This window comes from Nonomuraea sp. NPDC046570 (assembly GCF_040645915.1).
Lineage (GTDB): Bacteria > Actinomycetota > Actinomycetes > Streptosporangiales > Streptosporangiaceae > Nonomuraea.
The window spans coordinates 358,017-371,553 of the sequence record NZ_JBEYZF010000005.1 but is presented as its reverse complement, the minus strand read 5'-3'; the positions used below and the strand labels follow the sequence as shown (position 1 = coordinate 371,553).

Here is a 13,537-nt window from a genome sequence, read left to right as displayed (position 1 = left end):
CCTCCCGCCTAACACCCACCACCTCCCACCTGCTAGTAGGATTAGGGCTACGCCTACCCCTCCGCCGTCGCCGGCCCCTCCCCCTCCCCCCTCCCCCTCCCCCAGCGCCAGGTAGCCGGATTCCCCCGGCGGGCCCACCACCCGGTCGGCGAGCACGGATCTGATCGATCCCCTGCTCACCGGCCGGGTGGCGCTCGTTCACCGGCAGGTCGGCGGAGCGTCCCGTTGGCGGAGGCGGCAGACTTTGCCGCGTGAAGCGAATCCTCATCATCGGCATCGGCGCGGGCGACCCCGACCATCTCACCCTGCAGGCGGTCAAGGCCATCGCGCGGGCGGACGCCTTCCTCGTGCTGGAGAAGGGCGAGGTCAAGCAGGACCTGGTCCGGCTCCGGCAGGACATGATCGACGTGCACGCGCGCGGGCCGTACCGGCTGGTCGAGGTGCGCGATCCGGAGCGGGATCGGAGCGCTTCCGCCTATGCCGCCGCCGTCGAGGACTGGCGGTCGCGGCGGGCCGACCTGTACGAGGCGTTCGTCCGTGACGAGCTCGGCGCCGACGAGACCGGCGCGATCCTCGTCTGGGGCGATCCGGGGCTGTACGACAGCACGCTTGCCGGAGTCGAGGAGGTCGCCGGCCGGGGCACGGTCCGGTTCGAGTACGAGGTGATCCCGGGCATCACCAGCGTCTCCGCGCTGACCGCCCGGCACCGCACCAGCCTGACCAGGGTGGCGCGGCCCGTGCACCTCACCACCGGCCGCCGCCTGGCGCGGGAGGGGACGGGCGCGGCCGACGACCTCGTCGTCATGCTCGACGCGCACTGCGCCTTCGCCGGCCTGGGCGCTGAGTTCCACATCTTCTGGGGCGCCTACCTGGGCACCCCCGACGAGATCCTGGTGGCGGGGCCGGTCCCGGAGGTCGCCGACCGCATCCGCGAACTGCGCGCCGAGGCCCGCGAGCGCAAGGGCTGGATCATGGACACGTACCTGCTGCGGCGCGTCCCGCCTTCCTGACGCGGACACGCGCCTGACCGGGGCTGTCGTCCTCAGGTGAGGTGGGAGCGCTCCCAAAGCCCTGTTCACGAACTTTATGCTTTTAAATCCCAGTTCAGGCGGTCAAAACGCCGTATCGGTAACGGTTGCGTTTCGGGATATTGACGTTCCCCCTCCCCCTCGGACACCCTTCGTGGGAGCGCTCCCACATCGCGGCCCATCTCTCGGGGACGGCCGTGATCCACTCCCCCACCCTGAGAGGGGTTCGCAATGACGACCCACAAGCGCCTCGCCGCGGCCGCCGTCATGGCCGCCACGCTCGGCGTCACCGCGGCCTGCGGCAGCGGCTCCGAAGCGCCCGAGGCCGGCGCCTCCCCGGCCGCGGCCGAGCCGGTGACCATCACGGTCAACACCTTCGGCGGCGGCGCGAACTTCGGCTACAAGGAGCCGATCGAGAAGTGGAACGCCTCCCACACCGACATCAAGATCAAGGAATCCCACCTCTCCGACCAGTTCGAGCAGCAGTACTGGCCACAGATGATCCAGTGGCTGCAGGCGGGCTCCGGCGCCGGTGACGTCATCGGCATCGACGAGGGCGGCATGGGCCTGGCCAAGGCGCACCCCGAGTGGTGGGCGGACCTGGGCGAGCAGGGCCTGAAGAGCCGCCAGGGCGACTACCCGTCGTGGAAGTGGGAGAACGGCGTCACCGCCGACGGCAAACTGTTCGGCCTCGGCACCGACATCGGCGGCATGAGCCTGTGCTACCGCAGGGACCTGTTCGAGAAGGCTGGTCTGCCCAGCGACCGCGAGGAGGTCGGCGCCCTCTGGCCCACCTGGGACGACTTCCTGGAGGTGGGCGCCAAGTTCCAGTCCAAGGTGAAGGACACCAAGTTCACCGACGGCACCAACACCCTGTACAACGTGGTGCTGGTGCAGGAGGCGGCCAAGAACGGCAACGTCTCCTACTTCGACAAGGACAACACCCTCATCGTCGAGAAGAACCCGGCGGTGAAGACCTCCTTCGATTTCGCCGCCAAGCTGAGCCGGCAGGGCCTCACCGCCAAACTGCGCAACTTCACCCCCGAGTGGGCGACGGGCACCCAGAAGGGCGCGTTCGCCACGGTCGGCTGCCCCTCCTGGATGCTCGGCGTGGTCAGCGGCAACGCCGGTGAGAGCGGCAAGGGCAAGTGGGACGTCGCGGCGGTGCCCGGCGGCGGCGGCAACTGGGGCGGCTCGTGGCTGGCCGTACCCAAGCAGACCAAGCATCCGAAGGAGGCGGCGATGGTGGCCGACTACCTGACGAACGCCGCGACGGAGGCCGCCATCTTCCAGAAGGACGGCAACATGCCGAGCAACACCAAGGCCCAGCAGGACCCGGCCGTGCTCGGCGCGAAGGACGCGTTCTTCAACGACGCCCCGAAGGGTGAGATCTTCGCCAAGTCCGCGGCGGCGCTGCAGCCGGTCTTCCTCGGCGTGAAGCACGCGCAGGTGAAGAACGCGGTCGAGTCGGTGGTGCAGGGGATCGACGACGGGTCGATCGCCTACGACAAGGCCTGGCAGCAGCTGGTCGACGACGCCGTGAAGGCCGCGGGCTGACCCTTCGACCGGCACCGGCCCGCCACCGGCGGGCCGGTGCCCGCTTCAGGAAAGGCCATCCATGAGTCTCCACCTCGAACCCGCCACGCGGGCAGGGGAGCCCCAGAGCGAGCGTCGCAGCCCGCTGTCCTGGCTGGACCTGCGGGCCATGCCGTACGCCCTGGTCTCGCCGTACTTCCTGCTCTTCGCCGTCTTCGGGCTCTTCCCGCTCGGCTTCACCCTCTACTACTCCCTCTACGACTACGACCTGACCGGTACCACGGAGTGGGCGGGGCTCGGCAACTACGCCGCGCTGCTCACCGACGAGGACTTCTGGAACGCGGTCGGCAACACGGTCGGCATGTTCCTGCTGGCCACGATCCCCCAGCTGGTCATCGCGCTGCTGCTGGCCAACGCCCTGAACAAGCACATCAGGGGTCGCCTGTTCATCCGGATGGGCGTGCTGCTGCCGCTGGTCACCTCGGTGGTCGCGGTGGCGGTGGTCTTCACCCAGCTGTACGGCCGCGACTGGGGCCTGGTCAACTGGGCGCTCGGCTGGTTCGGCGTCGAGCCGATCAACTGGCGGGCCGAGCGCCTCCCCGCCTGGATCGCGATCGCCACCATGGTCGACTGGCGGTGGACCGGCTACAACGCGATCATCTTCCTGGCCGGGATGCAGACCATCCCCAAGGACCTGTACGAGGCCGCGGCCATCGACGGCGCGTCCCGGCGGCGGCAGTTCTGGCAGATCACCCTGCCGATGCTGCGCCCCACCATGATCTTCGTGGTGCTCAACTCCACGATCGGCGGGCTGACCCTGTTCGCCGAGCCCACCACCTTCTACAACGGCAACGTCGACGGCGGCTCGGCCGGGCAGTTCCAGACGGTCGCCATGTTCATCGTCAAACAGGGGTTCAGGGAGTTCGACTACGGCTACGCGGCGGCGGCGGCCTGGCTGCTGTTCCTGCTCATCCTGGTCGGCGCGCTGGTCAACTTCCTGCTCATCCGCCGGATCGGGGGTTCCACGTGACCGTCGCGCCCGCCCGCGCTCCCGGGCTGTGGAACGCCACGCTGCTGACCAAGGTCATGCTGGCGCTGACCATCGTGGTGTCCGCGTTCCCGATCTACTGGATGATCGTCATCGCCTCGCGGACCAACGACGACGCGGTGGCGGTGCCGCCGCCGCTGTTCCCCGGCGGCAACCTCGGCGCGAACATCCGGAGGGTGCTCGCCAACGAGGACGCGCACTTCGTGGCCGGCCTGGTGAACTCCACCATCGTGGCGACCACCGTCACCGTGTCGGTGGTGCTGATCTCCACACTGGCCGGGTTCGCGTTCGCCCGGCTGACGTTCAAGGGCCGCAAGGTCCTGCTCGTGATCATCCTGCTGACGATGATCGTGCCGTTGCAGCAGATGGGCGTGGTGCCGCTGTACCGGCTCATGGTCAGCCTGGAGTGGACCGGGACGCTCAAGGCGGTGATCCTGCCGTACCTGCTCAACGGGTTCGGGGTGTTCCTGATGACCCAGTACACCGAGCAGGCCGTACCGAACGAGCTGGTCGAGGCGGCCAGGGTGGACGGCGCGTCCACGCTGCGCATCTGGTGGAACGTCATCCTGCCCGCGGTGCGCCCCGGCATGGCCGTGCTCGGCATCAACACCTTCATGCTGCTCTGGAACGACTTCATGTGGCCGCTGATCGTGCTGACGCCGGACAACCCGACGGTGCAGATCGCCATCCAGTCGCTCAACGCGAAGTACTCCACCGACTACGTCCAGATCTTCACCGGCACGGCGCTGTCGGTCATCCCGCTCATCATCGTGTTCATCGCGTTCGGCCGGCAGATCGTCGGCGGCATCATGGAAGGTGCGGTCAAGGCGTGACGATGCAAGAGGCACAGAGCCTGCCTTCGGTACGGTTTCCCGCCGGTTTCGTCTGGGGCGCGGCCACCTCGGCCTACCAGATCGAGGGCGCGGTGGCCGTGGACGGACGCGGCCCGTCCATCTGGGACAGCTTCGTCCGCAGGCCGGGCAGGGTGCTCGGCGGGGACGACGCGGACGTGGCCATCGACCACTACCACCGCTACCCGGCCGACGTGAAGCTCATGGCCGAGCTGGGGCTGAGCGCCTACCGCTTCTCCGTCTCGTGGCCGCGCGTCCAGCCGGACGGCCGGGGCGCGATCAACCAGAAGGGGCTCGACTTCTACCGCAGGCTCGTCGACGAACTGCGGGAGAACGGCGTCGACCCGTGGGTGACGCTCTACCACTGGGATCTGCCGCAGGCGCTGGAGGACGCGGGCGGCTGGCCGGTCAGGGACACCGCGCTGCGGTTCGCCGACTACGCGGCCGCCGTACACGACGCGCTCGGGGACCGGGTGCGCGACTGGAGCACGGTCAACGAGCCCTGGTGCGCGGCCTTCCTCGGGTACGCCTCCGGCGAGCACGCACCGGGCCGGCGCGAGCCGGAGAACGCGCTCAGGGCCGCGCACCACCTCAACCTGGCGCACGGTCTGGCCGTGCGGGCCATGCGGGCGGGGCGGGGCGACACCAGGATCGGCGGCTGCGTCAACCTGTACGCGGTCTCGCCGCAGACCGGCGACGCGGCCGACCTGGACGCGGCGCGGCGGGTGGACGGACTGCAGAACCGGTTCTTCCTGGACGCCCTGCTGAAGGGCCGCTATCCGCAGGACGTGCTCGACGACGTGGGCACCGGATTCTTCGACCAGGCCGACCTGGCGACCATCGCGGCGCCCATCGACATGCTGCTGGTCAACTACTACAGCCGCTTCACCGTCTCCGGCAGGCCCGGCGGCGCGACCTCCGCCGCGGCGGCGCCTACCGAGACCGGCTCCCCGTGGGTGGGCAGCGAGCACGTCTCGTTCGTCGGCGCGGGCCTGCCGACGACGGCGATGGGCTGGGAGATCGACGAGAACGGCCTGACCGAGGTGCTGCTCAAGGTGGCCAGGGACTACCCGGCGATCCCGCTGGTGGTCTCGGAGAACGGCGCGGCCTTCGAGGACGTGCTGGCGGGTGACTCGGTGCACGACGCCGACCGGATCGGCTTCCTGGCCGCCCACCTGCGCACCTGCCACGCCGCGATCGAGGCGGGCGTGCCGCTGGAGGGCTACTTCGCCTGGTCCCTGATGGACAACTTCGAATGGGCCTGGGGGTACGGCAAGCGCTTCGGCCTCGTCTACGTCGACTTCGACACCCAGCGCCGCATCCTCAAGGACAGCGCCCTGTGGTACGCGGAGACCATCAGGCGAGGTGGTCCGGCAGAATAGGGAAATCCGTCGAAAGGCGCTGGAATGAACGGGGATCACCGACCGACCCTTGAAGCGGTCGCCTCCCTGGCCGGGGTGGGCCGGGGCACGGTGTCGAGGGTCATCAACGGCTCGCCGAAGGTGAGCGCGAAGGCGCGCGACGCGGTGCAGCGGGCCATCGACGAGCTCGGCTACGTTCCCAACCGGGCCGCGCGCACCCTGGTGACCAGGCGCACCGACACGGTCGCGCTGGTGGTGTCGGAGTCGGAGCTGCGCGTCTTCGACGAGCCGTACTTCGCCGGCACGATCCGCGGCATCGGCTCGGCGCTGGCCGAGACGGGGCTGCAGCTCATCCTGGCGATGGCCCAGTCTCCGGCCGAGCACCAGCGCCTGGAGCACTACCTGACCGGCCAGCATGTGGACGGGGTGCTGCTGCTGTCGCTGCACGGCGCCGACCCGCTGCCCGGCAGGCTGGAGGAGATGGGCGTGCCGACCGTGCTGGGCGGCCGTCCGGTCGGCCTCGACCCGTACAGCTACGTCGACGTGGACAACCGGGCGGGTGCCCGGCAGGCGGTCAGGCACCTGCTGGGCCTGGGCCGCTCCAGGATCGCCACCATCGCGGGCCCGCAGGACATGGGCGTGGGCGTCGACCGGCTGGCCGGGTACCGCGACGTGCTGGCCGGTTCGGGGGCGCGCGAGCTGGTGGCGTTCGGCGACTTCTCCGAGGACAGCGGCGCGGAGGCGATGCGCGAACTGCTGGAGGCGCACCCCGACCTCGACGCGGTGTTCGCCGCCTCCGACCTGATGGCGGTGGGCGCGATGCGGGTGCTGCGCTCCACCGGCCGGGCGATCCCCGGCGACGTGGCCGTGGTGGGCTTCGAGGACTCCAAGGCGGCGGCGCACACCGACCCGCCGCTGACCACGGTGCACCAGCCGACCGAGGCCATGGGCAGGCAGATGGCGCTGCTCCTGGTGGACCGGATCAACGGTGAGCAGCCGCGACAGCCGGTGGTGATCCTGGACACCCATCTGGTGCGCAGGGAGTCCGCCTGACCGGCCGATATCCTGGTCCGATCCCGATCTTGGCGAAAGGACTCCCCGTGTCCCAGCTTCACCTGCTCGGCGGCGGCTACCGCGCCGAGTTCAGCAGGCGCGGTGCCGCCGTCCGGGCGCTCAGGCACGGTGACCGCGACCTGGTCACCGGCTGGCCGGACGGCGGTCCCGTCCCGTTCTTCGCGGGGACGATCCTGGCCCCGTGGCCCAACCGGGTCGGCGGCGCCGCCTACGACTTCCAGGGGGTGACGCACCGGCTGCCGGTCACCGAGCCGCGCCGCGGCCACGCGCTGCACGGGCTGGTGGCCACCGCCGACTGGCAGGTGACGGAGTGGCTGGCCGCCGAGGACGACCACGGCTTCGTCCGGCTCACGCACACGATCAGCCCGTCGCCCGGCTACCCGTTCACGCTGCGCCTGCGGGTGCTGCACACGCTCGACGCCCGGGGCCTGACCACGACGCTGACCGCCGAGAACCTCGGCGAGGAGGCGGCGCCGTACGGCTGCGGTCCGCATCCGTGGCTGCTGGCGGGCGAGGAGGTGGCGGCCTACGAGGTGAGCCTGCCCGCCTCGCGGGTGCTGCTGACCGACGAGACGCTGCTGCCCCGCTCGTTGGAGGATGTGTCCGGCACGCCGTACGACTTCAGGAGGCCGCGTGAGCTGGGCGGCACAGGGCTGGACCACGCCTTCACCGGCCTGTCGGCGGGCGTGGTGGAGGTGCGCGGCGCCGAGGGCGGCGTGCGGTTGTCGTGGGATCCGGCGCTGATGCCGTGGGTGCAGGTCTGTACGAGCACCGCGCTGGGCTACCGGGGGCTGGCCGTCGAGCCGATGACGTGCCCGCCCGACGCCTTCAACTCGGGTACCGACCTGGTCGTGCTGCGGCCGGGCGACAAGCATGAGACGAGCTGGACGATCAGCGCCCTCTGACGCCATGATCAGGCGTGGACAGCAGGACGAAACGCCGCCTCTCCCCCGATGACCTGGCCGCGCTGACGCGCCGGGCGCTCGGCGCCGGGCTCGCCTCCGCCGAGGAACTGACCGACGGCTACGCCAACGCGGTCTGGGCGCTACGGCTCGACGACGGCCGCGAGGTGGTGCTGAAGCTGTCGCCGGCGCCCGACCTGGAGCAGCTCAGGTACGAACGCGAGCTGCTGCGCACCGAGGCCGACGCCTGCCGGCTGGCCGGTCGGGCGGGTGTGCCGGTGCCGGTGGTGCTGCGCGCCTGCCACGGCGACCCGGTGCTCGGCGGCGACTACCTCGTCATGGCCGCACTCGACGGCACCCCGTGGAACCAGGTCGAGCTGGACGAGGCCGCCCAGCGCTCGGTCAGACGCGAACTGGGCCGGCACCTGGCCACCCTGAACACGGTGACCGGCCGGGTGTACGGCTACCCGCACGCCGGTATCACCGGTTCCACCTGGCGCGAGGCGTTCCTCGCCATGTCGGGCGCGATCCTCGACGACGTGGCCCGCTACCCCACCCCGCTGCCCCGTCCCGTGCCGGAGCTCAGGGCGGTGTTCGAGGGCGCGTCCGGCGTCCTGGACGAGGTGCGCGTCCCACACCTGGTGCACTTCGACGCCTGGACCGGCAACGTCTTCCTCGACCTGGGCGGGCCGCCGAGGATCCAGGCGATCATCGACTACGAGCGGGCGTTCTGGGGCGACCCGCTGGCCGAGCTGGTGGCGCCGACGCTGTTCGGCGAGGTGGAGGAGTCCGATCCGCTGCTGGCCGGCTACCGCGAGGTGCGCCCGCTGGAGCTCACGGCCGAGGCGCGGACCAGGATCGACCTGTACCGCGCCTACGTCTACCTGATCATGCTGGTGGAGAACGGCCCCCGGCAGTACCCGGAGGCCGACTACGCGCCGCTCCGGGACCTGACCTGGTCGTGCCTGGTCAAGATCCTGGAGCGGCTGTGAGCGGGGGGTCAGTGACGGTGGCCGTCGTCGCCCTGCTCGGCCTCGCCTGAGTTCACCACCGCCTCGTACGGCGTGCCGTCGGCGGCCCGGGCCGTCCTGGCGTTCGGCTGCCCGGCCTCGGTCAGGGCCGCGCACTCGGCGGTGACCGCGCCGCCGATCCGGCTGGGCGCGCCGAGGTTGACCGGCGCGGGGCTGTTCCCGCTGCAGGCCAGCGCGCCCTTGACGGTGGCGCCCGCGACGATGGGCGCCTGGTTGCCGGTCAGCACGGCGGCGCCGCGGATCTCGGTGCCGACGAGCACCGTGGAGGTGCTGCCGGTGACGCTGAGGGCGCCGTCGATCCTGGTGTTGAGCAGCTGCACGGCGGCGGCCTTGGTGGCGGTCAGCGCGCCGGCGATCCGGCCGCCGGTGACCACCAGCGAGGCGCCCTGGCGGACCGTGACGGGGCCGGTGACCTGGGCGTCGGTCAGGCAGGTGACGCCGTCGGCGACGGTCAGCGGGCCGCGGTGGGTGCCGGTGACCGTCCTGGTGCAGGTGGGCGGCGGGGCGATGGTGGTGACCCGGAAGCTTCCGGCGGGGCCGTAGTTGCCCGCGGCGTCGATCGAGCGGTACTCGATCGTGTGGGCGCCGCGGGGCAGCTTGCCGTACACGAGGTGGTCGATGGTGGTGCCGGTCTCGGTGAACGTCCAGGGCAGTTCGGAGGAGGTCGGCCAGCCGAAGTAGTTGAACCAGCCGTCGCCGTCGACCCGGGACTCGGAGACGACGTAGCCGTCCTTGTCGTCGGTGCCGGTCAGCTTCATGGACACGGGGCCGTTGTAGAGGTGCAGGTCGCCGGACTTGAGCAGCGGCTTGGACAGCTCGTAGGCGGTGTTCGGGGCGGTGGCGTCGACCGTCCAGGTACGGGTGTCGGCGCCGACGGCGGCGGTCAGCGTGTGCGTGCCCGCGGCGAGGTCGAGCGCGCCCAGGTCGAGGTCGGCGCCGGTGTCGCCGACCCGCTGGCCGTCGAGGGTCCAGGTGACGGCGGGGAGCTGCGCGGCCGGGTGGGTGGTCTCGACGTAGACGACCTCCTCGCCGCCGGCGGGCCTGCCGGTCGGGGTGGAGGAGACGATGCCGGGGCTGACGCCGTCGGGCGGGGTGGTCAGGGCGGTGTCGACCGTCCACGTCCTGGTCCTGGTGAGCGCCTCGCGCACGGCGGGATCGCGGACGAAGCCGGTCGGGTCGGCGACGGTCGCCTTGACCGTGTGGGTGCCGGGCGACAGGTTCAGCGTGCGCAGGTCGAGGCTCGCGGCGTCGCCGGGCACGTCCTGGCCGTCGACGTTCCAGACGGTGGTCAGCGCGTGGCCGTTGGGGCGCATGGGCTCCACCCAGAGCACCCGGTCGGCGCCGACGGGGGCGGCGGTGGGCGTGGAGTCCTGGACGACGTCGGTCTTCGCGGTGATCCGCCTAACCATGACCTCGCGGCTGACCTGGTCGAAGTAGTAGCCGAGCGTCTTCATCATCGAGTGCGCGCTGGGCCGCCACACGCCGGTGGAGGCGTACAGGCCGCCCTCGTAGCGGCCGATCGGGCCGCCGGACTCGCTGGTCTCGCCCAGCCAGCGCCACCACTTCTTCTGCTGGTCGAGCATCTGCTGCCCGGTCAGCAGGGAGTGGTGGGCGGAGGAGGGCTCGCTCCCGGTGTAGCCGCCGCCGGGGACGCCGCGCTGGTAGTAGTCGTACTCGTCCTGCAGGCCGCCCAGGGAGTGGCCCAGTTCGTGCGGGCTGATCAGGGCGGACATGGCGTTGCTGCCGGAGGCGGTGGCGTAGGAGCCGCCCGCGCCGCCGTAGGTCGTGCTGTTGCCCAGCGCGAGGATCTGGCGGTTGCCCGAGGAGGTGCCGGTGACCAGGTTGGCGTAGCGGGTGGCGGCCGAGTTGCTCATGGTGATCAGCCGCTGCACGCTGGAGGGGTTGCAGCCGCCCCAGAAGCCCATGTTCAGCGGCGTGTCCCTGCGCGGCGAGGTGAGGTCGGGGTCGCAGTCGATGCCGGAGTCGGCCGAGACGATGTCGACCCGGTAGACGTTGATGTAGTTGCGGTAGGACTTGAACGGCTCGATGGACCACATGACGTTGAGATGCCGGTCGACGTCGGCCTGGAAGGCCCGCTGCTCGTCGCCGGTGTAGCCGTCGCCCATCACGATCAGGTTGAACCGCTTGCCCGGATCGCCGGTGACCTGGAGCGGCACGACCGTCGCCGCGCCGGGCTCCGCCTGGGCGGGCGTGGCCGGTACCAGGAGTGCGGCGGCCAGGAGCAGGGCCGCCAGTGGCCCGGTTCTGCGCATGGAGGCAACCTCCGAGAGTTCGTCGGGATGTGCCCAGCACTATCCGCGTGACGGCCCCTCCAGGTCCCATCCCATATAGGAATAACCCCGGTGTTATGGTGCGGGCGTGCAGCTCGAGCTCAGGCATCTGCGGGTGCTGCGGACCATCGCCGACCAGGGCAGCGTGACCAGGGCCGCGGCCTCGCTGGGCGTCTCGCAGCCCGCGCTGACGGCGCAGCTTCGCCGGATCGAGCAGTTGCTCGGCGGCGCGGTCTTCGCCAGGGGGCATCGGGGGGTGCGGCCCACCGCGTACGGCGAGTACGTCCTCAGCAGGACCAGGGCGATCATCGCCAATGTGGACGACCTGCTGGCCGCCCGGCCCGACCGCGAGGCCGGGCCGGTGGTGGGCGTCGGCAGCTTCGAGAACCCGGTCGTGGTGACCTTGGTCGACAGCCTGGCGCGGGTGATGCCGGAGGCGCGGGTCACCCTGCAGACCGAGCACTTCGTCAGGGTGCTGGTGGACATGGTGGTCAACGGGCGGCTCGATCTGGCGCTGGTGGCCGACTACCCGGGGCACGAGCTGCGGGTGGACGCCTCGCTCGGGTTCGGCGTGGTCGCGATGGAGCCGGTGTTCATCGCGCTGCCCGCCGCGCACCGGCTGGCCGCTCTGCCCGAGGTGGACCTGGCCGACCTGGCCGGCGAGGCGTGGGTGCTGCCGCCCTCCGACGGGATGGGCTGGCCCGAGCATCTGCTCGACCGGTGCGGGCAGGCGGGGTTCGCGCCGCGCACCGGGTACCAGCTCGTGGAGGCGGGGGTGCGCCGGGAGCTGATCGGGGCGGGCCTGGCGATCTCGGCGTGCCAGGCGCTGTACGAGCCGGACGAGCACGTCGCGGTGGTGCCGCTGCGCGGCGATCCGGTGTGGATGCGGCACGTGCTGGTGTGGCGCAAGTCCGGGCCGGTGGCCCGGCACGCGGCCGCCATGCTGGAGGTGGCGGCGGCCGCGCACCGGGCCCTGGCGGCCCGCAGCCGCCCGTTCACCGCCTGGGCCGAGCGCCGCGGCCGAACCTGACCGGCAGTACATCCGCGACGGCGAGGGCTCCCGGCACGAGTCGCTGGGCCTGTGCCTGCTCTCGTTCCGGAAGTCGATCTCCCCCTGATCTGGACCTCCCGGCATCCCTGTGCGATTATTTCACTAGGTGATGAATTATGGGATGTGTGATTGCGGGCGGCGGCCCCGCGGGTGCGGTGCTGGCGCTGATTCTGGCCAGGTCCGGCGTCGAGGTGACGCTGCTGGAGAAGCACGCCGACTTCCTGCGCGACTTCCGGGGGGACACGATCCACCCCTCCACCCTCCAGGTGCTCGACGAGCTCGGCCTGGGAGAGGAGTTCCACAAGCTCCCCCACCACAAGACCCACCAGTTCGACGTGCTCACCGACCGCGGCTTCGGCCGGGTGGCGAACCTGCGCGGGCTGCCCGGCCGCTACGACTACATCGCGTTCGTTCCGCAGTGGGACTTCCTCAACCTGGTGACCTCGCGGGCCGCCACCTATCCGAACTTCCGGATGCTGATGCGGGCCGAGGCCCACGGCCTGATCGTCGAGGACGGCGTGGTGCGCGGCCTGCGCTACCGGGATCCCTCCGGCGAGCACGAGCTCAGGGCCGACCTGACCGTGGCGGCCGACGGGCGCGGCTCCGCCCTGCGCAGGGCGGCCGGGCTGGTGCCCGAGGAGCTGGGCGCGCCGATGGACGTCGTCTGGTTCCGCCTGCCCCGCGTGCCCGGCGATCCCGCCGACACCTTCCTCAGGGTGGCCGCCGGCAACCTCATGGTCTCCATCAACCGGGGCGACTACTGGCAGCTCGCCTACGTCATCCCCAAGGGCGGCTTCGAGCGGCTGCACGACCGGGGGATCGGGGAGCTGCGCGAGCGGATCGGCGAGCTGCTGCCGTACCTGGCGGGCCGTACCGGCCTGTTGCGCGGCTTCGACGACGTCAGCGTGCTGACCGTGGTGCTGAACCGGCTGCGCCGGTGGCACCGGCCCGGCCTGCTGTGCATCGGCGACGCCGCGCACGCCATGTCGCCGGTGTTCGGCGTCGGCATCAACCTGGCCGTGCAGGACGCGGTGGCGGCCGGCAACATCCTGGCCGGATCGCTGCGCTCCGGCGCGCCGATCCCCGACTCGGCGCTGCGCCTGGTCCAGCGGCGCAGGATGTGGCCGACCAGGGCCACGCAGTTCGCCCAGCGGGTGGCGCAGAACCAGCTCATCCGCCCGGCGCTGGCCGGTTCGCCGAAGGTGACCCAGGTGCCCGACCTGAGCCGGATCCCGGTGCTGAACCGGCTGATCCGCCGCTTCATCGGCCTGGGCATCCGACCCGAGCACGTCCAAGTGGGCGAAAACCGGGGATAATTACCTTCTCAATACGTGGACAATGAGGTCTGCCCTTTTGGCCGAGTG

General features: G+C 71.2%; 11 protein-coding genes. 10 read left to right on the top strand and 1 reads right to left on the bottom strand.

Features of this window, described 5'->3' with window-relative positions; genetic code table 11:
- The first annotated feature begins 251 nt into the window (after window positions 1–251).
- The 8 genes from cobF to ABZ911_RS11815 all read left to right on the top strand — a co-directional run bounded on the left by cobF (window position 252) and on the right by ABZ911_RS11815 (window position 8,792).
- The gene (cobF, locus tag ABZ911_RS11850) at window positions 252–1,010 is read left to right on the top strand and encodes a precorrin-6A synthase (deacetylating) (protein ID WP_358054497.1); all 759 of its coding nucleotides are present in this window, start codon (window positions 252–254) and stop codon (window positions 1,008–1,010) included.
- Between the two features lie 249 nt (window positions 1,011–1,259).
- The gene (locus ABZ911_RS11845; RefSeq protein ID WP_358054496.1) at window positions 1,260–2,585 is read left to right on the top strand and encodes an ABC transporter substrate-binding protein; all 1,326 of its coding nucleotides are present in this window, start codon (window positions 1,260–1,262) and stop codon (window positions 2,583–2,585) included.
- Between the two features lie 61 nt (window positions 2,586–2,646).
- Complete coding sequence (locus tag ABZ911_RS11840; protein WP_358054495.1) at window positions 2,647–3,594, top strand: sugar ABC transporter permease; 948 nt, start codon at window positions 2,647–2,649, stop codon at window positions 3,592–3,594.
- A complete protein-coding gene (locus tag ABZ911_RS11835; RefSeq protein WP_358054494.1) occupies window positions 3,591–4,445 on the top strand; it encodes a carbohydrate ABC transporter permease in 855 nt (284 codons plus the stop codon). Before ABZ911_RS11840 ends, ABZ911_RS11835 begins: the two co-directional genes overlap by 4 nt.
- 2 nt (window positions 4,446–4,447) lie before the next feature.
- Window positions 4,448–5,845, top strand: coding sequence for a GH1 family beta-glucosidase (locus ABZ911_RS11830; protein ID WP_358054508.1), 1,398 nt, complete (start codon window positions 4,448–4,450; stop codon window positions 5,843–5,845).
- A gap of 24 nt (window positions 5,846–5,869) precedes the next feature.
- Entirely contained in the window at window positions 5,870–6,877 is a 1,008-nt protein-coding gene (locus ABZ911_RS11825; protein WP_358054493.1) for a LacI family DNA-binding transcriptional regulator, read from the top strand.
- A gap of 47 nt (window positions 6,878–6,924) precedes the next feature.
- Entirely contained in the window at window positions 6,925–7,803 is an 879-nt protein-coding gene (locus ABZ911_RS11820; protein ID WP_358054492.1) for an aldose 1-epimerase family protein, read from the top strand.
- A gap of 14 nt (window positions 7,804–7,817) precedes the next feature.
- Window positions 7,818–8,792, top strand: coding sequence for a phosphotransferase (locus ABZ911_RS11815; protein WP_358054491.1), 975 nt, complete (start codon window positions 7,818–7,820; stop codon window positions 8,790–8,792).
- 8 nt (window positions 8,793–8,800) lie between these two features.
- Here the strand turns inward: ABZ911_RS11815 and ABZ911_RS11810 are convergent, their stop codons facing one another.
- Window positions 8,801–11,104: a M64 family metallopeptidase gene (locus ABZ911_RS11810; RefSeq protein WP_358054490.1), complete on the bottom strand. Its 2,304-nt coding sequence runs from the start codon at window positions 11,102–11,104 to the stop codon at window positions 8,801–8,803.
- 106 nt (window positions 11,105–11,210) lie between these two features.
- On the opposite strand from ABZ911_RS11810, the gene ABZ911_RS11805 reads away from it, so the two are divergent.
- Together ABZ911_RS11805 and ABZ911_RS11800 are read left to right on the top strand one after the other, a co-directional pair.
- Window positions 11,211–12,152 carry a LysR family transcriptional regulator gene (locus ABZ911_RS11805; protein WP_358054489.1) on the top strand — a complete coding sequence of 314 codons (942 nt, stop codon included), beginning with the start codon at window positions 11,211–11,213 and terminating at the stop codon, window positions 12,150–12,152.
- 137 nt (window positions 12,153–12,289) lie between these two features.
- A complete protein-coding gene (locus ABZ911_RS11800; protein WP_358054488.1) occupies window positions 12,290–13,489 on the top strand; it encodes an FAD-dependent oxidoreductase in 1,200 nt (399 codons plus the stop codon).
- Window positions 13,490–13,537: the final 48 nt, after the last annotated feature.

What these genes read in the sequence shown, in the direction of transcription:
- ABZ911_RS11810 (WP_358054490.1), bottom strand. Translation starts at nt 11,104, where the DNA reads ATGCGCAGAACCGGGCCACTGGCGGCCCTGCTCCTGGCCGCCGCACTC.
- ABZ911_RS11825 (WP_358054493.1), top strand. Translation starts at nt 5,870, where the DNA reads ATGAACGGGGATCACCGACCGACCCTTGAAGCGGTCGCCTCCCTGGCC.
- ABZ911_RS11800 (WP_358054488.1), top strand. Translation starts at nt 12,290, where the DNA reads ATGGGATGTGTGATTGCGGGCGGCGGCCCCGCGGGTGCGGTGCTGGCG.
- ABZ911_RS11840 (WP_358054495.1), top strand. Translation starts at nt 2,647, where the DNA reads ATGAGTCTCCACCTCGAACCCGCCACGCGGGCAGGGGAGCCCCAGAGC.
- ABZ911_RS11845 (WP_358054496.1), top strand. Translation starts at nt 1,260, where the DNA reads ATGACGACCCACAAGCGCCTCGCCGCGGCCGCCGTCATGGCCGCCACG.
- ABZ911_RS11830 (WP_358054508.1), top strand. Translation starts at nt 4,448, where the DNA reads ATGCAAGAGGCACAGAGCCTGCCTTCGGTACGGTTTCCCGCCGGTTTC.